This is a genomic window from Mycobacterium sp. PDNC021, assembly GCF_048282635.1.
Lineage (GTDB): Bacteria > Actinomycetota > Actinomycetes > Mycobacteriales > Mycobacteriaceae > Mycobacterium > Mycobacterium llatzerense.
In genome coordinates this window covers 5319803-5343012 of the sequence record NZ_CP182502.1, presented here as the reverse complement: position 1 = coordinate 5343012, position 23210 = coordinate 5319803, and the positions used below count along the sequence as shown (strand labels likewise).

Annotated in this window: 26 protein-coding genes; 16 read left to right on the top strand and 10 right to left on the bottom strand. The window is 66.7% G+C overall.

The annotated features are described in order from the left end of the window. Nucleotides 1-83 precede the first annotated feature (83 nt). Both ACNO8X_RS25480 and ACNO8X_RS25475 read left to right on the top strand, forming a co-directional pair. Nucleotides 84-482, top strand: coding sequence for a VOC family protein (locus ACNO8X_RS25480; protein ID WP_418003250.1), 399 nt, complete (start codon nucleotides 84-86; stop codon nucleotides 480-482). A 91-nt stretch (nucleotides 483-573) separates the two neighbouring features. Beyond that, nucleotides 574-1320, top strand: coding sequence for a class I SAM-dependent methyltransferase (locus ACNO8X_RS25475; RefSeq protein ID WP_418003249.1), 747 nt, complete (start codon nucleotides 574-576; stop codon nucleotides 1318-1320). An 8-nt stretch (nucleotides 1321-1328) separates the two neighbouring features. Here ACNO8X_RS25475 and ACNO8X_RS25470 read toward each other — a convergent pair whose 3' ends face one another. Further along, on the bottom strand, nucleotides 1329-1907 hold the full coding sequence (locus tag ACNO8X_RS25470) for a TetR/AcrR family transcriptional regulator (protein ID WP_418003248.1): 579 nt from the start codon (nucleotides 1905-1907) through the stop codon (nucleotides 1329-1331). A 46-nt stretch (nucleotides 1908-1953) separates the two neighbouring features. Here ACNO8X_RS25470 and ACNO8X_RS25465 point away from each other — a divergent pair, with 46 nt between their 5' ends. The 4 genes from ACNO8X_RS25465 (at nucleotide 1954) to ACNO8X_RS25450 (ending at nucleotide 6092) form a co-directional block, all read left to right on the top strand. Continuing rightward, nucleotides 1954-2802, top strand: coding sequence for a phytanoyl-CoA dioxygenase family protein (locus ACNO8X_RS25465; RefSeq protein WP_418003247.1), 849 nt, complete (start codon nucleotides 1954-1956; stop codon nucleotides 2800-2802). 71 nt (nucleotides 2803-2873) lie between these two features. Beyond that, entirely contained in the window at nucleotides 2874-4142 is a 1269-nt protein-coding gene (locus tag ACNO8X_RS25460) for a DUF222 domain-containing protein (RefSeq protein ID WP_418003246.1), read from the top strand. 54 nt (nucleotides 4143-4196) lie between these two features. Next, nucleotides 4197-4832, top strand: coding sequence for a TetR/AcrR family transcriptional regulator (locus tag ACNO8X_RS25455; protein WP_418003245.1), 636 nt, complete (start codon nucleotides 4197-4199; stop codon nucleotides 4830-4832). A gap of 27 nt (nucleotides 4833-4859) precedes the next feature. Continuing rightward, nucleotides 4860-6092, top strand: a complete 1233-nt coding sequence (locus tag ACNO8X_RS25450; protein WP_418003244.1) for an oxygenase MpaB family protein — start codon at nucleotides 4860-4862, stop codon at nucleotides 6090-6092. A gap of 17 nt (nucleotides 6093-6109) precedes the next feature. On the opposite strand, the gene ACNO8X_RS25445 is transcribed toward ACNO8X_RS25450, so the two are convergent. Both ACNO8X_RS25445 and ACNO8X_RS25440 read right to left on the bottom strand, forming a co-directional pair. Continuing rightward, entirely contained in the window at nucleotides 6110-6337 is a 228-nt protein-coding gene (locus ACNO8X_RS25445; protein ID WP_418003243.1) for a hypothetical protein, read from the bottom strand. Nucleotides 6338-6446: 109 nt separating this feature from the next. Then, a complete protein-coding gene (locus tag ACNO8X_RS25440) occupies nucleotides 6447-7139 on the bottom strand; it encodes a hypothetical protein (RefSeq protein ID WP_043395672.1) in 693 nt (230 codons plus the stop codon). 56 nt (nucleotides 7140-7195) lie between these two features. Between ACNO8X_RS25440 and ACNO8X_RS25435 the strand changes: the two genes are divergently transcribed. Beyond that, nucleotides 7196-7363 (top strand): hypothetical protein, encoded by a 168-nt coding sequence (locus tag ACNO8X_RS25435; RefSeq protein ID WP_418003242.1) that lies wholly within the window; start codon nucleotides 7196-7198, stop codon nucleotides 7361-7363. Here ACNO8X_RS25435 and ACNO8X_RS25430 read toward each other — a convergent pair. Both ACNO8X_RS25430 and ACNO8X_RS25425 read right to left on the bottom strand, forming a co-directional pair. Beyond that, nucleotides 7324-8142 (bottom strand): adenylate/guanylate cyclase domain-containing protein, encoded by an 819-nt coding sequence (locus tag ACNO8X_RS25430; protein WP_418003241.1) that lies wholly within the window; start codon nucleotides 8140-8142, stop codon nucleotides 7324-7326. The two genes, ACNO8X_RS25435 and ACNO8X_RS25430, sit on opposite strands and share 40 nt — an antisense overlap. A gap of 34 nt (nucleotides 8143-8176) precedes the next feature. Then, entirely contained in the window at nucleotides 8177-9064 is an 888-nt protein-coding gene (locus tag ACNO8X_RS25425; protein ID WP_418003240.1) for an alpha/beta fold hydrolase, read from the bottom strand. 138 nt (nucleotides 9065-9202) lie between these two features. Here ACNO8X_RS25425 and ACNO8X_RS25420 point away from each other — a divergent pair, with 138 nt between their 5' ends. The 5 genes from ACNO8X_RS25420 to ACNO8X_RS25400 all read left to right on the top strand — a co-directional run bounded on the left by ACNO8X_RS25420 (nucleotide 9203) and on the right by ACNO8X_RS25400 (nucleotide 14110). Then, the gene (locus tag ACNO8X_RS25420) at nucleotides 9203-9838 is read left to right on the top strand and encodes an Mce protein (protein WP_418003239.1); all 636 of its coding nucleotides are present in this window, start codon (nucleotides 9203-9205) and stop codon (nucleotides 9836-9838) included. Next, the gene (locus tag ACNO8X_RS25415; protein ID WP_418003238.1) at nucleotides 9835-10494 is read left to right on the top strand and encodes a hypothetical protein; all 660 of its coding nucleotides are present in this window, start codon (nucleotides 9835-9837) and stop codon (nucleotides 10492-10494) included. Before ACNO8X_RS25420 ends, ACNO8X_RS25415 begins: the two co-directional genes overlap by 4 nt. Beyond that, on the top strand, nucleotides 10494-11747 hold the full coding sequence (locus ACNO8X_RS25410) for a WS/DGAT domain-containing protein (protein WP_418003237.1): 1254 nt from the start codon (nucleotides 10494-10496) through the stop codon (nucleotides 11745-11747). Before ACNO8X_RS25415 ends, ACNO8X_RS25410 begins: the two co-directional genes overlap by 1 nt. Nucleotides 11748-11756: 9 nt before the next feature. Beyond that, on the top strand, nucleotides 11757-12272 hold the full coding sequence (locus ACNO8X_RS25405) for a DoxX family protein (protein WP_043395663.1): 516 nt from the start codon (nucleotides 11757-11759) through the stop codon (nucleotides 12270-12272). A gap of 107 nt (nucleotides 12273-12379) precedes the next feature. After that, nucleotides 12380-14110, top strand: coding sequence for a DUF3556 domain-containing protein (locus ACNO8X_RS25400; RefSeq protein ID WP_418003236.1), 1731 nt, complete (start codon nucleotides 12380-12382; stop codon nucleotides 14108-14110). Here the strand turns inward: ACNO8X_RS25400 and ACNO8X_RS25395 are convergent. After that, on the bottom strand, nucleotides 14100-14897 hold the full coding sequence (locus ACNO8X_RS25395) for a FadR/GntR family transcriptional regulator (RefSeq protein ID WP_418003235.1): 798 nt from the start codon (nucleotides 14895-14897) through the stop codon (nucleotides 14100-14102). The genes ACNO8X_RS25400 and ACNO8X_RS25395 overlap by 11 nt on opposite strands. Before the next feature lie 194 nt (nucleotides 14898-15091). On the opposite strand from ACNO8X_RS25395, the gene ACNO8X_RS25390 reads away from it, so the two are divergent. Genes ACNO8X_RS25390 through ACNO8X_RS25380 form a run of 3 tightly spaced genes read left to right on the top strand, consistent with a single transcriptional unit; the run spans nucleotide 15092 to nucleotide 18179 of the window. Then, nucleotides 15092-16237: a thiolase family protein gene (locus ACNO8X_RS25390; RefSeq protein ID WP_418003234.1), complete on the top strand. Its 1146-nt coding sequence runs from the start codon at nucleotides 15092-15094 to the stop codon at nucleotides 16235-16237. Beyond that, the gene (locus tag ACNO8X_RS25385) at nucleotides 16234-17034 is read left to right on the top strand and encodes a crotonase/enoyl-CoA hydratase family protein (RefSeq protein WP_418003233.1); all 801 of its coding nucleotides are present in this window, start codon (nucleotides 16234-16236) and stop codon (nucleotides 17032-17034) included. Before ACNO8X_RS25390 ends, ACNO8X_RS25385 begins: the two co-directional genes overlap by 4 nt. Before the next feature lie 2 nt (nucleotides 17035-17036). Next, nucleotides 17037-18179, top strand: a complete 1143-nt coding sequence (locus ACNO8X_RS25380) for an acyl-CoA dehydrogenase family protein (protein WP_418003232.1) — start codon at nucleotides 17037-17039, stop codon at nucleotides 18177-18179. A gap of 73 nt (nucleotides 18180-18252) precedes the next feature. On the opposite strand, the gene ACNO8X_RS25375 is transcribed toward ACNO8X_RS25380, so the two are convergent. Together ACNO8X_RS25375 and ACNO8X_RS25370 are read right to left on the bottom strand one after the other, a co-directional pair. Beyond that, nucleotides 18253-19008, bottom strand: coding sequence for a fasciclin domain-containing protein (locus tag ACNO8X_RS25375; RefSeq protein WP_043984741.1), 756 nt, complete (start codon nucleotides 19006-19008; stop codon nucleotides 18253-18255). A gap of 133 nt (nucleotides 19009-19141) precedes the next feature. Continuing rightward, complete coding sequence (locus ACNO8X_RS25370) at nucleotides 19142-20362, bottom strand: MFS transporter (RefSeq protein WP_418006033.1); 1221 nt, start codon at nucleotides 20360-20362, stop codon at nucleotides 19142-19144. Nucleotides 20363-20473: 111 nt separating this feature from the next. Here ACNO8X_RS25370 and ACNO8X_RS25365 point away from each other — a divergent pair, with 111 nt between their 5' ends. Further along, nucleotides 20474-20989: a gamma carbonic anhydrase family protein gene (locus tag ACNO8X_RS25365; protein WP_043396016.1), complete on the top strand. Its 516-nt coding sequence runs from the start codon at nucleotides 20474-20476 to the stop codon at nucleotides 20987-20989. Between the two features lie 49 nt (nucleotides 20990-21038). Here the strand turns inward: ACNO8X_RS25365 and tet(V) are convergent, their stop codons facing one another. Next, complete coding sequence (gene tet(V), locus ACNO8X_RS25360; protein WP_418003231.1) at nucleotides 21039-22322, bottom strand: tetracycline efflux MFS transporter Tet(V); 1284 nt, start codon at nucleotides 22320-22322, stop codon at nucleotides 21039-21041. Between the two features lie 81 nt (nucleotides 22323-22403). After that, nucleotides 22404-23195 carry an enoyl-CoA hydratase gene (locus ACNO8X_RS25355; protein WP_418003230.1) on the bottom strand — a complete coding sequence of 264 codons (792 nt, stop codon included), beginning with the start codon at nucleotides 23193-23195 and terminating at the stop codon, nucleotides 22404-22406. Between the last annotated feature and the right edge of the window lie 15 nt (nucleotides 23196-23210).

Sequence of the window (23210 nt, the reverse complement as noted above, 5' to 3'; positions counted from 1 at the left end):
CGTGCCAAAACGGCCAGAATTCCGCGTCGTCGCCCACGCTCGATCACGCGAATCTGTCGGTGCTCGCCGATAGCCTGCGCAATATGAAGCTTGTTTCCACCCGCATCATCACCGCCGACGTGCCGAGCCTGGTCGGCTTCTACGAATTGGTGACCGGAGCCGAAGCGGTCTGGGCCAACGAGCTGTTTGCGGAAATCCGAACGCCGGTGGGCACATTGGCTATCGGCAGCGACAAGACCGTCCCATTGTTCGGGGTGGGGTCCGCTGAGCCCGCGGCCAACCGCAGCGCCATCATCGAGTTCATCGTGGCCGACGTCGACGCGGAATATGAACGGCTGCAAGGGCGGTTGGACGAGGTCGTCACCGCGCCGACGACCATGCCGTGGGGTAACCGTGCCCTGCTGTTCCGTGATCCCGACGGCAATCTGGTCAATCTGTTCACGCCGGTCAGTGACGAGGCAAAGGCCAAGTTCGGCGTCTAGTTGTCGGGCCGGCTGTGAGGGGTATGCACACGATCGGCGGCTATTTCGTGCATAGGGCTCGCACTCGCGGACGGCGGCATAGCATTCGGCGGTGAGCTTCGTCGTCTCGCCAGACGCCTACGGCCGCTACATGGGCCGGTATGCCGAACCTCTTGCGACGGTCTTCGGCGCATTCGCCGGGATCGCCGCGGGCAGCAAGGTGCTCGACGTCGGCTGCGGTCCCGGCGCTCTGACGGCCCATGCCCTGTCGGTCGGAGCCGAGGTGTCGGCCATCGATCCGTCGCCGCCGTTCGTCGACGCGATTCGTGCGCGTTTCCCTGCCATCGATGTGCGCAGCGGCACGGCAGAGGAATTGCCTTATGACGCAGATGCTTTCGATATCTCGCTCGCACAGTTGGTGGTGCACTTCATGGCGGACCCCGTGGTCGGCGTCAGCCAGATGGCCCGGGTGACCCGGCCCGGCGGCGTCGTCGCGGCCTGCGTGTGGGACGGGCCGACCGGTGCGCTGGCGCCGTTCTGGGATGCGGTTCACGTGATCGATCCCGAAGCACAGGACGAGGCGCTGCTCTCCGGGGCGCACAAAGGTCACCTGACCGAGATCTTCGAAATCGCGGGACTACGCGACGTGCACGAAGACGCCATCGCCATCGACGTCGTGCACCCGACCTTCGAGGAGTGGTGGGAGCCGTACACGTTCGGTGTCGGCCCCGCCGGCGACTACGTGCAGCGACTTGACGACGAAGCGCGCGGCAGGCTGGAAACCGTTGCGCGCGAACGTCTTGGCGCCGGGCCGTTCACCGTCACTGCCATCGCGTGGGCCGCGCGCGGGACGGTGTGATCCTGCGGTCAAGAAATGCCGAGCGCCGCGGCGGTCAGGTGCCAGAGTCGTTCGGCTGCCAGGTCCGGGTCGGCCCTGGGCGTGGCGCGCAACTGCTGGGCGATGCTGTGCCGCAGGCCGCCGATGACGAACGCGCCGGCGCTGGCCGCGTCGATGTCGTCGGGCAACTGACCGAGGGCTTGTCCACTGCGGATGTTGTCGGCCGCGACCTCGCTCATGGTCTGGAGATGCACCGCTTCGAGTTCGGCGAGTTCGGGGTCCAGTGTCGCGCGGCCGAGCAGGATCGGCGCCAGGTCATCGTCGAAGTGATATGCGACGAAACGCCGGGTGCGCTCGCGTTCCCGGACACCCCAGTCGGCGGCGGCGGGCAGGTGCACGTCGGCGATGGCATGGCGTAGCCCGTGGTAGAAGTCGTCGTAAACCGCTGCGAGCAGACCGCTTTTGGAGCCGAAGTGGTGATAGAGGGCGCCGGTGCTGAGCTGCGCCCGACGGGTCAGCGCGCTCAGTTCGAGCACCCCGTTGCCGCGCACCAGTTCGTCGCGGGCGGCGGTCAGAAGTTGTTGACGTCCGATCGGGGCGCGTGCCATAGTCCGAACATAACAGAATTCAGTTATGTTTCGGCGGGAGTGGGCAATGAGCACTGAAGTGTCATCGTTGGCGGACTTGAGCGGCGATCTTGCCGGCACGTATCGCCGAACCGAAAGCAGTGGTGCGACGGTGGACCCCGCGATCGTGGAGGCCGACCTCGCCGCGATGGCGCGCGACGGGTACGTGATCCTGCCCGATTTGCTCAGCCCCACGCAGCTCGACGGGATTCGCGCCGCGGTGACGCCGATGCTGGATCGGCACGGCCGCAACGGATTTGAGGGACGTTCCACGCAGCGGATCTACAGCGTGCTGAACAAGACCGCGGCGTGTGACGTCATTGCCGACCACCCGCGGGTGCTCGCGCTACTGGACCGGATGTTCCTGCCGAACTATCTGCTGTCGATGCTTCAGGTGATCAACATCCTGCCGGGCGAGCAGGCCCAGATGCTGCATACCGACGATGGCTTCTATCCGCTGCCACGCCCCCGGGCCCCGCTGGGCGCCGCGACCATCTGGGCCATCGACGATTTCACCGCCGACAACGGCGCCACCGACGTCGTCCCCGGTAGTAATCGGTGGGGCGACCAGCTGCCCGACGACGACGCCGAGCGGAAACCCGTTGTGATGTCGGCGGGTTCGTGCGTGTTCTTCCCGGGCACGTTGTGGCACGGCGGCGGTGCCAACCGCACCGACCGTCCTCGGTTGGCCGTCACCGCCCAATACTGCGAGCCGTGGCTGCGGCCGCAGGAGGCGTTCACGCTGTCGATGACTCGCGACACCGTGCGCCGGGTGTCGGAAGACATTCGCCGGATGCTGGGCTACAGCATCCACCCGCCCTTCATCGGGCAGGTCGAGGGTATGCACCCGAAGCGACTGCTGGAGTTGGACTCCTGAACTGCTAGCAGCCTGTTGGCGTCGATCCGACACGGCCGAAATTTGTCGGTGCCTTCTGCTTTGATGGTGTTATGTCCAGCACCGCAACGGCTTTCGATGTTGAGGTGTCGCCGTGTGAGCGTCTGGAGGCGTTCTTCGACGAGATCGGGGAGTTGACCGGTCAGCGCAACGCGATCGACGGACGCCTGGTCGAGATCGTCGCCGAGATCGACCGTGACGGGCTGTGGGGCGCCACCGGTGCCAAGTCGCTCACGTCGTTGGTGGCGTGGAAAACCGGGGTGTCACCCCGTAATGCGGAAGTGATGGTGGCCGTCGCGCACCGGGTCGAGGAGTTCCCGCGCTGCGCCGAGGCGATGTGTGAGGGCCGGTTGTCGTTGGATCAGGTGGGCGTGGTCGCCGAACACGCCGCGGACGGGTCCGATAAGCACTACGCCCAGTTCGCTGAAAGCGCCACGGTCACCCAGCTGCGCAAGGCCGTGAGTCTGGAGCCACGCCCGGAATCCGAGCCTGAGCCGACGCCTGAGCCCGAGCGGTCGATCAGCAAGACCACGCACGATGACGGGTCCACCACATACAAGATTCGGTTGCCGAAGTTGGAGGCCGCGAAGGTCGACGCGGCGTTGGCGTCGCATCAGGATGCGTTGGTGGCGGACTGGAAGCGCGACCACGAGCAAGAGGGCGCTGGTGAACCCTCATCGGAAGCGGCGCCGCCGTTCCCGAACGGTGTGGATGCGTTCATGAGTGTGATCGAAGCCGGCTGGGACTGTGATGTGGAACGTCGTCCACATGGTCAGCACACCACGGTGGTGGTGCACCTGGATGCGGAAAAGCGGGCGGCGGCACTGCATCTCGGCCCGGCGCTAACCGATGATGAACGCGCGTACCTGTTGTGCGACGCGACGTGCGAGGTCTGGCTTGAGCGGCACGGTCAGCCGATCGGTGCCGGGCGCAGCACCCGCACCATCAGCCGGCGCCTGCGCCGGGCTTTGGAGCACCGGGACCACTGCTGCGTCGTGCCCGGATGCGGTGCCACCCGAGGTTTGCATGCGCACCACGTCATCCATTGGGAAGATGGCGGCGTCACCGAGCTGCACAACCTGGTGCTGGTGTGCCCGTACCACCATCGGTTGCACCACAAAGGTGGCATCACCATCACCGGACCTGCCGACCGGCTGATCGTCACCGACGCGGCTGGACATCAGCTCACCAACAGATCCCTGGCGCGGCCACCGACCGCACCCCGTCCTGATGTGCCGCCGTGCCCCGGCCCCACCGGGGAACGCGCCCAATGGTGGTGGTACCAGCCATTCCAACCACCACCCACACCGTCGGCCAACTAGACATCGGCCCGCGTCCCGACTTAACGACCGTCGGCTGCGGTTTAGGGTCAGGTCATGAGCAGCGTCTCGGAGAATCCCGCACAGGTCAGGGGTGAACGCCGCAGGATGCGGACGAGAGCCGCATTGCTCGATGCGGCGGAGCAACTGCTCTCGGATCGTTCGACAGACGCCATCCGCATGGAGGACGTGGCTGAGGTCGCCGGGATTTCACCGGCGTCGGTGTACGTCCACTTCGGTACCAAAGATGCGCTGGTGTCGGCGGTGATCCAACGTCTGCTCGACACCTCGATGGCCGAATTGATGGCGGCATACGCCACCGAGGGCACTGCGTTCGAGCAGGTCTTGGAGGCGGGGGTGGCCTACATGCGGCTGTTGGTGGACCGCCCGGCCTTGACCCGCTACCTCTCGGTGAATGCCCTTGGCGGGCCGAGTAATCCGCTTGATGGCGAGGTATCGGCGCGGATTAACTTGCTGCGCAACGCTTTCGAACAGCGGATCCAGGCTGCTGTCGACAACGGTGAGGTCATGGCCGTCGACAGTCGGATGTTGTCCTACTTCCTCTTCGGGGCCTGGAACGGCGTCGCCGCGCTTGCGCTGCGCACCGACAATGCCCGGCTGACTCCCGACGAGGTCGAAAAATGCCTGCTCCAGGCGCGGGAATTGCTGGCCCGCGCGGTCACCATTGCCTAATCTAGAGTCTGACTCTAGATTGGATGTATGACATCAGTCGATGTGCGCCCGACCTACGAGCTCTATGAGCGGGTGCCGAGTCCCGAACTGGCGAACTCCACCCTGCTGCGGCTGCTGCCGAAGTTCCTGTCCGAGGATCTGCGGCCAACGCAGGCCCAGGTCGAGGGTTTCGCCAAATACGGCGTGACCGGTGACCCGCTGGCCGACGCGGTGGTCGCGGCCATGAAGGGGCCGGGCGCGAAGGAGTTGCGCGGCCAGTTCGAACAGGCGCTGGCCCACGGCATCGACACCGTCGAGGACGCGCCGCCGGTGCTGCGGGAGTTCTTCGCCGCGGTCGAGGAGGTGCCGTACTGGGTCGACCCGGAGAAGCTGCAGCGCGGCGCCGAGGTCACCAGCCGGATGGGTCCGCTGCTTGCCCCGAGCTTGCTGATCGGTCTGGCGCTGACGTACACCACGCCCGACGGCAACGCGGTGCTGCTGCGGGCCGGCGACACCCGGGACAAGGCCGGGACGCGCGCCGTCGAGACCCTGTCCTGGCTGTCGGCCGTGACGACCCCCGGCTTGCTGCAGCGCGGCGAACTGGGCTACCAATCCTCTGTGCGGGTGCGGCTGACCCATGCCTTCCTGCGGTCCGGCATGCCCAAGCGCGCCGACTGGGATGAGGGTCGTTTCGCCGTGCATCAGCAGGTGTTCAGCTCGGTCATCATCGCGTTCACGTTGGTGCCGTTGGTCGTTGCGGGCATGGCCGGTAATCGGTTGCACCGCAAGGACCGTGAGGCCGTCGTGCACCTCTGGCGGTACATCGCCTTCATCGTCGGGGTGCACCCGAACCTGATCCCCGCCACAGAGTCGGACACCAGCAGGCTGCTGTGGATGTTCCTCGATGAGGTGATCGCCCCCGATGCCGGTTCCACCGAACTGGGCACCGCGCTGATCGAGGCCTATCCCGAGATCTACGGCGTCACCGGCAACAAGCCGAGCCATCGCATCGCGCGCTGGCTGCTGCCGCAGTCGCACTCAGTGGTGGCTCGTGCTGCGCTGGGCAACGAGATCTCCGATGTGCTGGGCTTCCCGAAGGTCAATCCGGTGATGGTGCCGCTGGTCGGTCTGACCATGGCGGCGACCACGGTGTGGTCGGCGTTGGACTTCATCGGGCCCGTGCGCCGCGCGCGCACCCAGGTGATGTACCGCAGCCGGGTGAAGGTCATCGACCGGATGTGCCAGCGCACCCACGCCGACCTCAGCTATCGCCGCGAATAACGCAGCAGGGCAACGGATCAGTACGGCACGTCGGTAGCGCCGGCCGAGGTGTCCTGCTCGTCGTGATTCGACTCGTGGAATCCGAAGCTTCCTGGATTGGGGCCCTGCCCTGGAGCCTCGAATTCGTCGCCGCCGTAGGGCACATCGGGGTCCGGCTGGGCGCCGGCTAGTGGGGCAAGGCTGACCGCCCCACCGATCGCGGCAGCGGCAATCCATGATGCAACAAGCGCTTTTTTCATTCGCATGACGCCTCCTGGGGGCTTACCCGTAACCGGGCATTTGCCCACAATTATTGATCACGACGGCGCCCTGCGAATGGCGAATGGAATTAATTGACGGATCCGGAATCCGAGGTCAGGCCAGGATTTCGATCTCGCTGCCCAGCTGATATCCCGGCGTCAACGACAGAGAATCACCACTCCAGAAGGACCCCGGATCGAAGTAGTTCTCGCGCTTTTCGGTGACCAATAGCCCCATCTCCTCGTAGGTGATGGCCACCGTCTCGGCGCAGTACGCGGTCTCCAGTCCGGCCGCCCGCCGACGGTTCTTGTCCTTCTCGGCGGTTTCGCGAACCTTCTGGTGCACCACCGGAATTCCGCGGGTGTAGTCGCTGATCACCGGTGCCCGACCGCGGAACCATCGACCCGTCAACCGGGCCGTGGTGGGGAACGCGGTGCCGTCCATGCGGGCCACCACCTTGAGTGCCAGGTCCTCCTGCTCGCGGGTGGCGTACGGCGTCAGCTGCCGCAGCCAGCAGCGCTGCCCGTACACGTACACCCACCGTTCGACGGCGGAGCGCAGGTCGTTGAGTTGCACGCCGCGGTGGTGGCTGCCGCTCCACAGGCATTCGAGTTTGTCGCCGAGTTCGGCGTGCCAGATCAGCGGTGGCAGATCGTCGATGGCGACCGTCATGCCGACGTGGTTGACGGGCGCATTCGTGAGTGCCTGGATGGCACGGTCGGGCTTGGAAGCCCCGCGGAACAACCAGATATCGCCGGTCCGGGTCTCGGCCAGCGCCCGCTCCAACGTCACCGCATTACCAGTCATCTGGGCAGTTAAACATTCCTCGTCGCTTCGCTCGCCCAGGAAGGCAGAATCGAGCCATGCGTGGCTTGTGGAAGTGGGTTGGCATGGCGGGTGTCGCGGGAGTGGTCGCCGGTGGCGTGTTGGTCGCGCGTGATCAGCGCAAGCGCAACTCGTATACCGCCGACGATATTCGCGCGCGGTTACATCAGCGGCTGGCCGAGTCCGGCGGCCAGTCCACCGCGTAGAGCCGGTGGTCCCCGGTGAAGCCCTTCAGCTCCGCCGTCCGACCACTGTCGAAGCTGATGTCGGCGCAGGAACCCAAGCCGGACAGGGCATCTCGCACGGCTTTGCTCACCAGGATCTCGGCGCCGTCGGCCTGACTCGCGACGCGGGCCGCCATGGCGACGTTGCGGCCGAACAGGTCGTCGCCGCGGCGCACCGACTTTCCGGTGTGAATGCCGATGCGGACCCGAATGCCATTGGGGGCCTTGGCCAATTGCTGCTGCATGTCGATGCTGCAGCGCACCGCCTGTTCGGGCTCGGCGAAGGCGATCATGAAACCGTCGCCTTGACTCTTCACGACGTACCCGGACTGCTTCTTGACGCACCGACTGACCAGCTTGTCGTGGTGGTCGATCAGCCGCACCCAGGCCCGGTCGCCCATCCGCTCGTTGAGGGCGGTGGACCCCTCGATGTCCGAGAACACGATCGCCACCCGACCGGTCGGCGCCAACTTGGCCAGATCCGGCCGCTCCACTTCGGCCCAGCCGGCCAGCTCCTCGATCGATGACCACATCGCGCCGCCGAAACCCTCTTTGTTGATGAGGTTGGCGGTCTGCCACATCGTCTTGACCGCGGCCCGCCCGCCGGCCAGCAGCAGGTTGGTTCGCGGCTCGGATGGCGAGCGCAACTCCTCGATCTCCTGCCGCGCGGCGCGCAACCGGGTGCGTGTCACCCGCAACACGATCGCCTCGGCGACAACGACCACCGCGAGAACGCAGATGGCGACCAGCTCTACCGTCACCGCTCAAGTATCGAGGCGACGGCCCACTATCGGGTCATTGACGGACGAACTGCACGACCGCGTCGGTGAACGCGTCGTTGTCGTCACCGGCTGCGGTGTGTCCGGCGTCGGACAATTCGACGAACTGCGCGCCCGGCACCTTTTGTAGGAAGTCCTGCACGCCTTCGGTGCTGACCACATCGGAGAGCTTGCCGCGGATCAACAGGATCGGGATCTCGAGGTTGATCGCAGCGTGCTCGAGCATCTCGGCGCGCTCGAACGGATCGTCGTCAGGCGCGGTGAGGAATGCCGGGTCCCAATGCCAGAACCACTTGCCGTCGCGCAGCCGCAGGTTCTTCTTGAGCCCTTCGACGCTGCGCGGCCGGGCACGGTGGGGCAGGTACGCCGCGACGGCGTCGGCGGCCTCCTCCAGCGAGGCGAAGCCGTCGATGCCGCTGAACATGAAGTCGCGGATTCGCGCGCTGCCGCTCTTCTCGAATCGCGGCACCACGTCGACCAGGACCAGCTTGGTGACCAGCTCGGGCCCGGCCTCATGAGCGACCGGCAGGCTGGTCAGGCCGCCCATGCTGGCGCCGATCAGGGCCACGGGCCGGCCGATCTGATAGATCACCTGCAAGGTGTCGCCCGTGAGCGTCTCAAGTGAGTAGTTCGCCGTGGGGGAGCGGTCGCTGTCGCCGTGCCCGCGGCTGTCCAGCGCGACGACGTGGAAGCCGGCGTCCGCGAGAATCTGGCCGGTGTTCTTCCAGGAGTGCCGGTTCTGACCACCGCCGTGCAACATCAGGATGGTGGGCTTGTCCAGGGCAATCTCCGCGTCGCGGTTCCACTCGTCGGCGACCAGGGTCAGCTCGTCGATACCGCGGAATCGCACCGTCTGTGGATTGCTGCCGCCATCGGCGGGGGAAGTGCGTTCATCGGTGCTCACTGGGAATCCTCTCGTCACTTCTCCCGCACGTTACCGAGCTGTGCTAACTGAACCGAACACGACCCTCGTCACCGCGTGGTCTCTAGACTCGGCCGAGGTGTCGCCGCCCACGCCGGGCGCGCGGCGAGAGGAAGGCACATGGCTGACGAGCACGGGCGGCACAGGAATCCCGACGAAGTGGACGACGCAGACGCGAGCGCCGCGGACCCGACGCCGGACACCGCCGACGACAAACCGGCCGTTTCCGACGATGAAGCCCTCGCCTTCCTGAAACAGGCTGCGCCCAAACGGGATAACCGTGTCATCGTGGCATTGGTCGTGGGTGTTGTGGTGGTGGTTGCGCTGGGTGCGCTGGTGACCTGGCTCGGCCAGCGCGAACTGCAGTCGCGTCGCGACGATGCCCTGCACCAGATGTATCTGACCGCGGGGAAGCAGTCCGCGGCCAATCTCACGACCATCGACTACCGGCACGTCGACGACGACATCAAGCGGGCGCTGGATACCTCGACCGGCGCCTACTTCGACGAATTCAAACAGCGCTCGGCGGCCGTCGTGGACTCGGTGAAGCAGCAGCAGTCGGTGTCGTCCGGCACGATCACCGAGGCCGGCGTGGAATCGGCGAACGACACCAGCGGCGTGGTGCTGGTCGCGGTGAAGGTGCACACCGAGGTCGGCAGCGGTCCGCCGCAACGGGACCGCTACTGGCGCGTGCGGCTGACGATGCAGAAGGTGGGCGAGGACGCCAAGGTGTCGAACGTGGAGCCGATCCAATGAGCAAGCACGGGATGGACGAGCCCGACGAGGCAGCTGAGACCGAGCTCGAGCCGACGGAACTCGAGGCGGAGCCTGAATCGGCAGAGTCCGAGGGGAGCGAGTCTGAGTCCGAATCCGCTGAGGCGGCACCGGCAGCTGCCGATGATGCTGTGCCGCAGGCGAAACCGCTGAAGCCTCGGATCGAGTGGGGGCGGGTGATCGCCTACCGGGTGTTGCCGGCGCTGGCGGTCGTACTCGCGGCCGCTGCCGGCGGCCTGTGGTACCTGACCGCGAGGCACAGCAACGAGGCCGAGCAGGCTGCGGTGATCAAGGTGGCCCGCGACGGCACGGTCGCGCTGCTGTCGTACGAACCGGACACCGTCCGCCAACAACTCACCGACGCGCGCAAGCTGCTCACCACTCCGTTCCTGGACGAGTACTCGACGCTGACCAAGTCGGTGATCCCCGGCGCCGAACAGCGGCACATCTCTGCGGCGACATCGGTGCCGGCCGCTGCCGCGGTGTCGGTCGACGAGAACCACGCCGTCGTGCTGGTGTTCGTCAACCAGACTGTCCGCGTCGGCGACCAGCCACCGACCAGCACGCCGACCAGCGCACGGGTGACCCTGGAACGACTGGGGGGCCAGTGGCTGATCGCCAATTTCGAACCGGTGTGATGGCAGCTGCCGACGCCCAGAGCTTCTGGATGTCGGCGAAGATCCCCAACGACATGTTTCAGGTGTGCGGGTTCGACGGTGTGCCCGCCGACCTGGACGAGGCGCTGGCAGCAGTGCGACGGAACGTGGCCGCCTGTCCAGAGTTGTTGGTACGTATAGATGATTCGGATTCGTGGCGCTATCCGTCGTGGGTGCGGTGCGAGCTGGCCGAGGAATCCGTCGTCGTGCACGAACTCGACGACGCCACCTGGTCCGGGTGCCTGAACGCCATCCGCGGCGTGGCCGCCGGTGACCAACTCGACGCCACAGTGCAGGTGTGGCGGCTGCACGTGTTCGCCGGCATCACCGGGATGCCGGAGGCAGCCCAGGGCAAGGGGCCGGGCACGGTCGTCGTCGTGCAGATGTCGCATGCCCTTGCCGACGGGCGGCGGGCGACGGCCCTCGTCGGGCGAATCTTCGGACGGGACCAGGAAGTGCCCGCGGTGGTCGAGCCGCGGTGGGGGACGTGGGCGCTGCCCTATCTGGCGTGGCGAGCCAGCGCCGCTCACCGTCGACTCGTGCAGGACACCGAGTCGGGTGCTGTTGCCGCACCGGCGGATTCGTGGCCGTTGCAGCCGACCAACAACGCGCCGGAGGGGCCCGACGTGCTGCGGGCGGTGGTCCGTCATCGTGCGCAGCTGCCCGGGCCGACGGTGACGGTGGGCGTGCTGGCGGCCATCTCGGAGGCGCTGGCCGCTGAGTTGGGCGGCGTCACCGCGCTCGGAGCCGAGGTGCCCATGGCCAAGACCAGCACCCGCCACGCCTACAACCACTACGGCAACGTCAGCGTGGCATTGCACCCGCAATTGCCGTTCCATGAGCGGGCGGTCCGGATCGAAGCGGAACTCGCCCAGCGGCGGCAGCGTTTCGAGCATCCCGCGGTCACGGCGAGCGATGCCGCCTCCGCGGCGGTACCGGCACCGGTCTTGCGTTGGGGGCTGGGTCATTTCGATCCACACGCCCGGTCGGCGACGGCGGCCGGCAACACCGTGGTGTCCAGCGTCAACCGGGGGCGGGCCGATCTGACGTTCGGCGGATGCCCGGTGGTGTTGTCCACCGCGTGCCCGGCGTTGTCCCCGATGATGGGCTTGACGCACGGGGTGCACGGCATCGGGGACACCGTCACGATCAGCGTGCACGCGTCCCCGTCGGCCTTACCGGATGTCGATTCGTATGTGGAACGGTTGTCAGCGGTCCTGGACTCCGGGGCTTAGTCTCGACGCGTGACTGCTTACGCGTTCTCGATCCTGCTGCTGCGGGTGGTGCTCGGTCTGACCATGGCTGCGCACGGGTACAACAAGTTCTTCGGTGGCGGCCGGATCCCGGGTACCGCCGGCTGGTTCGACAGCATCGGCATGAAGCCGGGCCTGCTGCACGCCCGGCTGGCCGCCAGCACCGAAATCCTGGCAGGCCTGGGCCTGGCGGTCGGCTTCCTGACGCCGATCCCCGCCGCGGGCTTCGTGGCGCTGATGGTCGTGGCGGCCTGGACCGTGCACCGCGACAACGGTTTCTTCATCGTGAAATCCGGCTGGGAGTACAACCTGGTGCTGGGTGTCGCGGCGGTGGCCATCGCGGGTACCGGCGCGGGCCGCTACAGCCTGGACTGCCTGCTGTTCCACGGCACCAGCTTCTATCACCTGCTGCACGGCTGGTGCGGGCTGGCGATCGCCGTCGGGCTCGGGCTCGCCGGTGGCATCGGGCAGCTCCTGATCTTCTTCCGCCCGCCCGCCAAGGTCTGACCGTCCCCTCGCGAGCAGACGCAAACCTGTCGATTTCGCGCGCTCAAATCGACAGTTTTGCGTCTGTTCGCGAAAGGAAATCTAGAACACGTTCTAGTCTGACGGGTATGGGCTTTCTCAAACAGGACACTCCCGTCATCGACTTCGCGGAGTGGAGCAAGGGCACCCGTGCGGAGAAGATCGCGCCGATGGCCAGGCACTGGGCCGAGACGGGCTTTGGCACGCCAGTGGCGCTGCACCTGTTCTATGTCGTCAAGATCGGCCTGTACATCCTGGGTGGCTGGCTTATCGCGTTGTCCACCAAGGGGATCGACGGCTTCGCCGACGTCGCGACGTGGTGGACCGAGCCGATCGTGTTCGAGAAGGTCGTGCTGTACACGATGTTGTTCGAGGTGGTCGGCCTCGGCTGCGGGTTCGGCCCGCTGAACAACCGCTTCTTCCCGCCCATGGGATCGATCCTGTATTGGCTCCGGCCGAGGACCATTCGTCTGCCACCATGGCCCGGCCGCATCCCGCTGACCAAGGGCGACACCCGCGGGCCGCTTGACGTGCTGCTCTACGGCGCGCTGCTGGTCCTGCTCATCGTCGCCCTGTGCTCCGACGGCACCGGCCCGATGCCGGGACTGCACACCGCCGTCGGTGTGCTCCCGATGTGGCAGATCTGGGCCATCTTGGGAGTGCTGGCGGTGCTCGGCCTCAGGGACAAGGTGATCTTCCTGGCCGCGCGCGGCGAGGTGTACGGCTCGTTCACCGTCGCCTTCCTGTTCGCCGGCTACGGGGTCGACCTGATCATCGCGGCCAAGCTGGTGTGCATGGTGATCTGGCTGGGCGCCGCGGTGTCGAAACTCAACCACCACTTCCCGTTCGTCATCTCCACCATGATGAGCAACAACCCGGTACTGCGGCCCAAGTTCATCAAGCGGGCGTTCTTCGAGCACTACCCGGACGACCTGCGGCCGGGTAAGCCGTCGCGGTTCATGGCGCACTTCAGCACCCTCATCGAGGGCGGGGTGCCGCTGGTGCTGTTCTTCTCGGGCGGCGGCTGGCCGACGTACATCGCCGCGTTCGTCATGCTGTGCTTCCACTTCGGCATCCTGTCGGCGATCCCGATGGGCGTGCCGCTGGAGTGGAACGTCTTCATGATGTTCTGCGTCGTGACGCTGTTCGTCGGGCACGCCTCTGTCGGTGTCACCGACCTGACGTCGCCGTGGCCCGTCGTCCTGTTCGCGGTCGTCGCGGGCACCGTGGTGATCGGAAACCTGTTCCCGCGCAAGGTGTCTTTCCTGCCGGGCATGCGGTACTACGCGGGCAACTGGGACACGTCGCTGTGGTGCATCAAGCCGTCGGCTTCGGAGAAGATCGAGAAGGGCATCGTCGCGATCGCCAGCATGCCCGCGACCCAGATGGAGCGGTATTACGGCAGCCCGGAGAACGCACAGATGTACTTGTACATGGGGTATGCGTTCCGGGCCTTCAACACCCACGGCAAGGCGCTGTTCACGCTCGCGCACCGCGCCATGGCCGGGTACAACGAGGACGACTACACCCTGACCGACGGCGAGCGCATCGTCTCGACCGCCATCGGTTGGAACTTCGGCGACGGCCACATGTCGAACGAACAGCTCGTCGCGGCGCTGCAGGAGCGGTGCCAGTTCGAGCCGGGTGAGGTACGGATCGTCATGCTCGACGCGCAGCCCATCCACCGGCAGACACAGCGGTACCGCTTGGTCGACGCCGCCACCGGCGAGTTCGAGAGTGGCTACGTCAAGGTGGGTGACATGGTCAGCCGCCAGCCGTGGGCCGACGACGTGCCGGTGTACGGCGTGACTAGCGCATGACGTCGCGGACTTTGAGGTTCTCCATGCCCTCGAACAGCAGGCTGTTCGCGGTGTCGAGGTGTTTGCGCCAATGTGCTTCGGCGGCTGCGGCATTGCCGGAGCGCATGAGCGTCATGAGGCGGCGGTAGGAGCGCATCAGGATGTCGTAGTCCGCTTTCGACATCGGCCGGTTCTCGCGCATCGCGAACGCGATGTGGCGGACGGTGATCTCGTGCAGCATGCCGGTGATGATGGCCAGCGTCGCGTTGCCGGACAGTTCGACCATGCGCAAGTGGAAGTCGCCGGTGGTCTCGGCCATGCGGCCGGTTTCCAAACCGGACGGGACGTACTCGGCCAGCATGGTGTCGAGCTCGTCGAAGACCTCGGTGTTGCCCTGCTCGGTCAGCAGTCGCACCACGGTGGGTTCGACGCTGGAGCGGGCGATGGTCACATCGGCGATCGTGGCACCGGACAGCTCCAGCAGTAGGCCCGCCGGGCGCGCGACGATTTCCGGCCCGGGCACGCGCACTCGCGCGCCGGTGCGCGACCCGCGTCGCACCTCTACCAGGCGCTCGGATTCCAGGACGCGAACGGCCTCGCGCAGAGTCGGGCGGCTGACGCCGAAGTGCGCCATCAGCTCGGCCTCGTTGGGCAGGAAGTCGCCTTCCTTGAGCTGGCCGTCGACAACCATGCGGCGCAAGGTGCCGGCCACCAGTTCCGCGGTTTTGGGGGAGCGGATGGGGCCGCTCGTCGAGGATGGCACAGTACGTGGGTCGATCATCGGCGACAACGGCGGAGTCTGCGCCATCTGGGCCCTCCTTGAACCGAATGTGCTGGCCTCTTGTTAGGCAACTCAGTAAACCATGTGGGATGGCGTTAGCCGTTCATTCACGGAAATGGCGACTGCCTACCAACTAGTAGGTTGACCTAGTAAACCTACTGTTCTATGTTCACTGATAAAGCATGTTTACGGGTGTCAATTCAACATTGAAGGAGAAGTCCGTGGCTGAAGCAGTCATCGTCGAGGCAGTGCGGTCAGCGGTCGGGAAGCGCAACGGCGCCCTTTCGGGTGTGCATCCGGCCGAACTGTCGGCTCAGGTGCTCAACGGTCTGGTGCAGCGCGCGGGCGTCGACCCCGCGCTCGTCGATGACGTCATCTGGGGCTGTGTCATGCAGGCCGGCGAGCAGGCCCTCGACATCGCCCGCACCGCGGTGCTGACCGCCGGCTGGCCCGAGACCGTCCCCGGTGTCACCGTCGACCGCCAGTGCGGCTCCAGCCAGCAGTCGGTGCACTTCGCCGCGGCCGGCGTGGTCGCCGGCCACTACGACGTCGTCGTCGCCGGCGGTGTCGAATCGATGTCGCGTACCCCGATGGGCTCGTCGCTCGCCAATGGCGGACACCCCTACCCGGAGGCGTTCCGCGCCCGCTACGACCAGACGCCGAACCAGGGCACCGGCGCCGAGATGATGGCGGAGAAGTGGGGCCTGTCGCGCACCCAGCTCGATGAGTTCTCGCTGCGGTCGCACGAAAAGGCCGCTGCCGCACAGGATGCCGGCGCCTTCAAGGACCAGATCGTGGGCATCAAGGACCAGGACGGCAACATTGTTCTCGAGGACGGCGGCATCCGCCGCGGCGGCACTGTCGAGTCCATGGCCGCCATCAAGCCGGCCTTCAAGGAAGACGGCGTCATCCACGCCGGTAACTCCTCGCAGATCTCCGACGGTGCGGCAGCGCTGCTCATCATGTCGGCGGAGAAGGCAAAAGAGTTGGGCCTCAAGCCTCTTGCCCGGCTGCACACCGGGGTGCTGGCCGGCGCAGACCCGGTGATGATGCTGAGCGCCCCGATTCCGGCTACCCAAAAGGCGCTGGCCAAGTCCGGCCTGAGCGTGGGCGACATCGGCGTCTTCGAGGTCAACGAAGCCTTCGCCCCGGTTCCGATGTCTTGGCTCAAGGACATCGGCGCCGACGAGAGCAGGCTGAACCCGAACGGCGGCGCCATCGCGCTCGGCCACCCGCTCGGCGGTTCGGGTGCCCGCATCATGACCACCTTGCTGTACCACATGCGGGACAACGGGATTCAGTACGGCCTGCAGACCATGTGTGAGGGCGGCGGCCAGGCCAACGCGACCATCCTGGAGCTGTTGTGACCTCGGTTTCCGCCGAACCCGGCGCCCTCGCCGAGCGTCGCGGCAACGTCCTGCTGATCACCATCAACCGGCCCGACGCCCGCAACGCGGTCAACCAGGCCGTCAGCATCGGTGTCGGCGACGCGCTGCAAGCCGCGCAGGACGACCCGGAAATCCGGGCTGTCGTGATCACCGGCTCCGGCGACAAATCGTTCTGTGCCGGCGCGGATCTCAAGGCGCTGTCGCGTGGCGAGAACCTCTTCCACCCGGACCACACCGACTGGGGCTTCGCCGGCTACGTCAGTCATTTCATCGACAAGCCCACCATCGCGGCCGTCAATGGCACCGCCCTGGGCGGCGGTTCGGAACTGGCGTTGGCCAGCGACCTGGTGGTCGCCGAGGAGAGCGCGAAATTTGGTCTGCCGGAAGTGAAACGGGGACTGATCGCCGGTGCCGGCGGTGTGTTCCGGATCATCGAGCAGCTGCCGCGCAAGGTGGCGCTGGAGCTGCTGTTCACCGGTGAGCCGATGACGTCCGCCGACGCGCTGCGTTGGGGTCTGATCAACCAGGTGGTGCCGGACGGCACCGTCGTCGACGCGGCTTTGGCACTGGCGGAACGGATCACGTCCAACGCGCCGCTGGCCGTGCAGGCCAGCAAGCGGGTGGCATGCGGCGCCGACGACGGCGTGGTGACCGGCGAGAAGGACGGCTGGAAGCGCACCAACCGCGAGTTCGTCACCCTGTTGCAGTCCGAGGACGCCAAAGAAGGACCGTTGGCCTTCGCGCAGAAGCGCGAGCCCGTTTGGAAAGCGAAATAGTAATGAAGCGAACAGTTTTCGAAGGCGAACACGAAGCGCTGCGGGAGTCCACCCGGCAGTACATCGAGCGCGAGCTCGTCCCCAATGCCGAGAAGTGGGAAGAACAGCGCATGGTCGACCGGTCGGCGTTCCTCGCCGCCGGGAAGTACGGCTTGATCGGGTTCAACATGCCCGAGGAGTTCGGCGGCGGTGGGTCCGACGACTTCCGGTTCAATGCCGTGATCGACGAGGAGCTGGCCCGCTACGGCGGCCCGGCGCCGTCGTTGAGTCTCCAGAACGACGTCGTCGCACCGTATTTCAAGCACCTCGCGAACGACGAGCAGAAGGCGCGGTGGATGCCGGGCATCGCCAGCGGTGAGCTGATCCTCGCCGTCGCGATGACCGAGCCCGGCGCCGGCAGTGACCTGGCCGGCATCCGGACCTCCGCAGTCCGCGACGGGGACGACTGGATCATCAACGGCTCCAAGACATTCATCTCGTCGGGCATCAATTGCGACCTCGTCGTCGTGGTGTGTCGCACCAACCCCGAAGCCGGGCACAAGGGCTTCACGCTGCTGGTCGTCGAACGTGGGATGGCCGGCTTCGAGCGGGGGCGCAAGCTCGACAAGATGGGCCTGCACGCTCAGGACACCTCGGAGCTGCACTTCGAGAACGTCCGCGTGCCGCAGGCCAACCTGCTGGGCGAGGAAGGCCGCGGCTTCTACCACCTGATGCAGAACCTGCCGTCAGAGCGCTTGGGTATTGCCATCTCGGCGATCGCGGGTGCGCGCGAATGCTGGCGCCAGACACTGCAATACGCCAAGGATCGCAAGGCCTTCGGGCAGTCGATCGGCAACTTCCAGCACAACCGCTTCCTGCTGGCGGAGATGGACACCGAGCTCGACGTGTGCGAGCGGTACATCGACCGGTGCCTGCAGGGTGTCGTCGACGGCGACCTGTCCGCCGTCGAGGCGGCGAAGGCCAAGTGGTTCTGTACCGAGACCGCCAAGAAGGTCATCGACGGCTGCCTGCAGCTGCACGGCGGCTACGGCTACATGATGGAGTACCGCGTGGCCCGCGATTACTGCGATTCCCGCATCCAGACGATCTTCGGTGGCACCACCGAGATCATGAAGGACATCATCGGCCGCGATCTGGGCCTGTAATCAGCCCATAGAAGCCAATCGGCGCCCCCGCACAACGTGGTGCAGGGGCGCCGATTTCGTTTGTCTGGCTGGACTACCGCGCGGCCGACGTCGTCGTGGCCGGAGCCGAAGACGAGGTCGATGCCGGAGCCGACTCGGTGGTGCTCGGCGCCGCCGAGGTCGACGTGGTCGTGGTGGCCGACGTCGAGGTCCCGCTGCCCGCGGCGGTGACCGGGGTCGGGGCGTCCGCCAGGTCCAGCACGGTGTCGATCACGTAGATGCGGGCGTTGCTCGCCTCGATCGCGCCACAGACCAGCTTGGCGGTGTCGTTGACCTTGATGTCGCCGCCGTCGCCGGTCACCTTGATCTGGGTGCCCTGCTGCGTCGGACGCTGGCCCTTGACGGTGTCATTGCCCAGCACGCCCAGGAAGACGTGGTAGTAGTCCAGGCTCGTCAGCGCGGCCGGGTCGGCCTTCAGTGCGGCCAGCTTGGCCGGGTCCAGCGCCTCGAAGGCGGCGTTGGTGGGTGCGAACACCACGTACGGGCCGTTGTCCAGCACGCTGGTGATGTTCACGTCGGGGTTCAGACCGCCGGAGATCGCCGAGTTGAAGGTGCTGATCGACGGGATGCTGGCCAGAGCGGCGCTCACCGGCTTGTTGGTCAGCGTGCTCAGATCGGGCATGCCGACCTTGACCTGGTCGCAGCCGGGGCCCTTGGGGTCCGGCGTCTTGTTGGTCGGCGGCGGCAGCGGTGGCGGGTCTGCGTAGGCGGACACCGCCAGCGGCAGCGACGCCGTCAGGGCGGCGACGGCCGCGGTTACGCCCAGAAATCTGCTGGTGCGAGTCTTCATGGTTCGGCTCCTCAGCTGTTCATGTCGCGCACACGGACCGATCGGGGAGACCCCAGCCGGGGCGTGGCGCCCGTCGAATGGTAATGGCTGGCGCTGCGAAACAGCAAAATCAGCTACCGGTGGTCCGGTTTGGTCACGCGGTGCTGACCTGCACTTTTCGCACGCTGAAGCACAGCACCGCGGCCACCGCACACAGGCCCGCGGCCAGTTGAAAGGCCAGGTCATAGTTACCTTGCAGGTCCCGAAGCCAGCCGGCCGCGGCCGCTGCGACCGCAGCGCCCACTTGGTGCGCGGCAAACACCCAGCCGAACACCACAGGGGCCCGATCACCGAAGTAGTCGCGGCACAGCGCGATCGTGGGCGGCACCGTGGCAACCCAGTCCAAGCCGTAGAACACGATGAACACCCAGGTGCCCGGGTCGGCGTGCGGGGAAAGCAGCGAAGGCAGCAGCATCAGGGAAATCCCGCGTCCGATGTAGTAGACGGTCAGCAGGAGCCGCGGATCGACCCGGTCGGTGAGCCAGCCCGAACAGACCGTGCCGGCCACGTCGAGGACGCCGATGGTGGCCAGCAGACCCGCGGCGACCGTCGTCGGCATGCCGTGGTCGCCGGCAGCAGGGATGAAGTGGGTGCCGATCAGCCCATTGGTGGTCATGCCGCAGATCGCGAAGCTGCCCGCCAGGAGCCAGAACACGGGCACCCGGGCGCCGATGACGAGCCCGTCCAGCGCCGAACGGAAACCGTTCGTCGGTGCCGTGACCGGCATCGGGGGGTGATGGCGCATGACGATGAGGACGGGTGCGATGACCGCGAATGCGGCCGCGGCGACGATGAGGCAGGCCCAGCGCCAGCCGTGCCGGGTCGCGACCTCGGCGACCAAGGGCAGGAAGATCAGTTGTCCGGTCGCGCTGGCAGCGGTCAGTACGCCGGTCACCAGGCCGCGACGTTCGTCGAACCAGCGGGTGGCCACGGTCGCCACGAAGCCCATCGAGATGCATCCGGTGCCGATGCCGACCAATACGCCCCAGCACGCCACCAACTGCCAGCCGGTCGTCATCCGGACCGACAGCGCCGAACCGGCCGTGACCAGCCCCAGCGCGACCGACAGCACCGGTCTGACGCCGAATCTGTCCATCAGTGCTGCCCCGAACGGGGCGGTCACCCCGAACAGCGTCATGTTGACCGACATCGCCAGGCCCACCGTGGCGTGCGACCAGCCGAACTCGTGGTGCAGCGGGTCCATCAGGACGCCGGGCACGGCCCGGAAGCCGGCGGCGGCCAGGATGGCCAGGAAGCTGACCGCGGCCACGGCCCACGCGGCGCGCGTCGGCGCTGTCGTCGAGGTGAGCGTCACCGCATCACTGTGCCGGTGGCGCCACGGGTAGGCCAGTGGCAGAACCGACACGAACCGCACAGATTGCGCCACGCTCCCGGCCCGCGCGGCGCGCGACCTAAACTCTGCCGCATGTCAGGACCGTTGATTCTTCCCATCCAGGGCCATGCCCCGCAGCTGCACGACGAGTCGTGGGTCGCGCCGACCGCATCCGTGCTCGGCCAGGTGACGCTCGCCGCGCGGGCCAGCATTTGGTACGGCACGACGCTGCGTGCCGAGTTCGAGCCCATCGAGATCGGTGAAGGCTCCAACATCCAGGACGGCTGCACCGTGCACGTCGACCCGGGCTTCCCCGTGAAGGTCGGCGCCGGCGTCAGCGTCGGGCACAACGCGGTCCTGCATGGCTGCACCGTCGAGGACGGTGCCCTGGTCGGCATGGGCGCCATCGTGCTCAACGGCGCGCGGATCGGCGCGGGTTCGCTGGTGGCGGCCGGAACTGTTGTGCCGCAGGGATTTGTGGTGCCGCCGGGAACGATGATCGCCGGCGTGCCGGGCAAGATCCGGCGTGAGCTCACCGAAGACGAGATCAACCACAACCGCATCAACGGCCAGGTTTACGAGCACTTGCTCACGCTGCACCGCGGCTAGGGATTTCGGCGTGATCCGTAACGCCGACAGTTACGGATCACGCCGAAGCCTAGAGCGGGTGGGCCAATTCGTCGGCGCCCATCTTCGCCACGATCCACGCGAAGGCCGTCAGGATTGCCGGCAGGACGCCGGACACCACGAAAATCCATTGCATGGGAACGATTTTCGACAGCGGGCCGACGATCGCGTAGGACACCGGCAGGAATACCAGTGAGACGAAGAAGTCGAGGCTCGACACTCGGCCCAGCATCTCGGTCGGTACCCGCATTTGCAGCAGCGTTCCCCAGATCACCATGCTGGCGCCCTCGCCGATGCCGACGAGGAACGTCGCGGCGAACATGACCGGGAACGACCACGTGCTGCCGACCACGACCAATGGCAACGCGCCCAGACCCCAGATCGCCATCATCGCGGTCAGGTAGTGCCGTGGCATCCGGGCGTAGGAAACCGCCAGCGCGCCAACGGCACTGCCGATGCCGAAGCCGGCCATGATGAACCCGTAGGCGCGCGGACCGTCTTCGAAGCGTCGTTCGGCGATGAACGGCACCAGCACCTCGATGGGTCCCAGCACCACCAGCACGTAGACGCTGGCGACCAGCAGCGTCCACAACAGCCACGGGGTGCGGGTCATGAACCTGAAACCGTCACGCAGATCGTGCAGTACGTGCTTGTGCTCGACCGGTTCCTCGTCGGCCCGGACGGTGCTGGGCCTGGTGGCCACCAGCAGGACCAGGCCCACGCCGAACAACACCGCGACGGTGGTCGCGCCGACGCTCGGGAAGGTCAGTCCCACGAGGACACCGGCGGCCGCCGGGCCGATAGCTTGCTGGAGCACCGGGCGCACCACGCCCTCAATGCCGTTGGCCGCCAACAATTGTTCGGGCGGCAGTATCCGCGGCAGCAGCGCGCTGTAGGCGGGGAAGAAGAACGCGGCCGCGATGCCGAGGCACGCCGCTGCCACGGCCATGTGCCAAACACGCAGCGCCCCAGTCGAACTCAGGACAGCGACGGCCGTCACCGCGGCGAGGTTGACGACCTCGACGGTGATGATGATGTTGCGTCGGTTCAGCCGGTCGGCCGCGATGCCACCGACCAACACGAAGCACACCAGGCCGGTACCCAGACAGGTCGCCACCAGAGACAGCGCGGCCGGATCGTTGTCCAGCGCGATGACCTGCAGCGCGGCCACGACCGTCCACATGCCCTCGGCGAAGATGGACAGTGAGACGGCCGCGATGAGCAGACGGTATTCGCGGAAACGTAAGGGCGCGAATACCCGCCAGCGGTCAGTGGTCCGCGGTTCGGGCGTTTCGACGTCGAACTGGGAACTCACCAATTCATCGTCCCGCGCCCGTCAAACGATTTGTGCACGTTCTTCCGCGGCCGGCGCGGAAAAACGTGCACAAATCACGGGTTAGATGTCGGAATAGACCGGTAGCCGCCGCTGCTGGAAGGACGTCACACCCTCCTGGAAGTCGGCGGCGTGCAAAAGCTGGATTTGCCCGGCGGTTTCGCGGGCGAACGCGTTGTTCAGTTCGGTCAGGGTGGCGTCGTTGACGGCCTGCTTGGTCTTGCGCAGGGCCACGGCCGGACCGGACTTGAGCGCCGCGAGCACCCGATCCACCTCGGCGTCGAGGTCGTCGGCGGCGTGCACCGAGCTGACCAGTCCGGCGGCGTAGGCCTCGGCGGCGGGCAGCTTCTCGGCCAGCAGCGCCATCCGCATGGCCCGGGCCCGCCCGATCGACGCGGCGACCAAGGCCGAGGCACCGCCGTCGGGCATCAGCCCGATCTTGGTGAAAGCCAACAGGAACGACGACTTCTCGGATGCCAGGACGATGTCGCACCCGAGGGCGAGGGAGACCCCGACACCGGCGGCGACGCCGTGCACCACCGCGACCGCGGGCTTCGGCAGGTTGACCAGTGCTGCGACGGCGCGGTTGGCAGCGTTCAGCACCGCAGCGGCATCGAATTTCTTGGCTTCCTGGTCCTCGGGGCTCAGGCCGGCGCCGGAGCAGAAGCCCCGGCCGGCGCCGCCGAGGCGGACCACCTTGACCGCGGGGTCGGTCGCGGCCTGGAGCACCGCATCCCCGACGAGCTCGAGCATTGCCAGCGACAGCGAGTTCAGCGTGTCCGGCCGGTTGAGCGTCACGGACAACACGCCGTCGTCCAGTGAGACGGTCAGATCGTCGGATCCGGTGTAAGTCATTCAGTACCCCAGTTT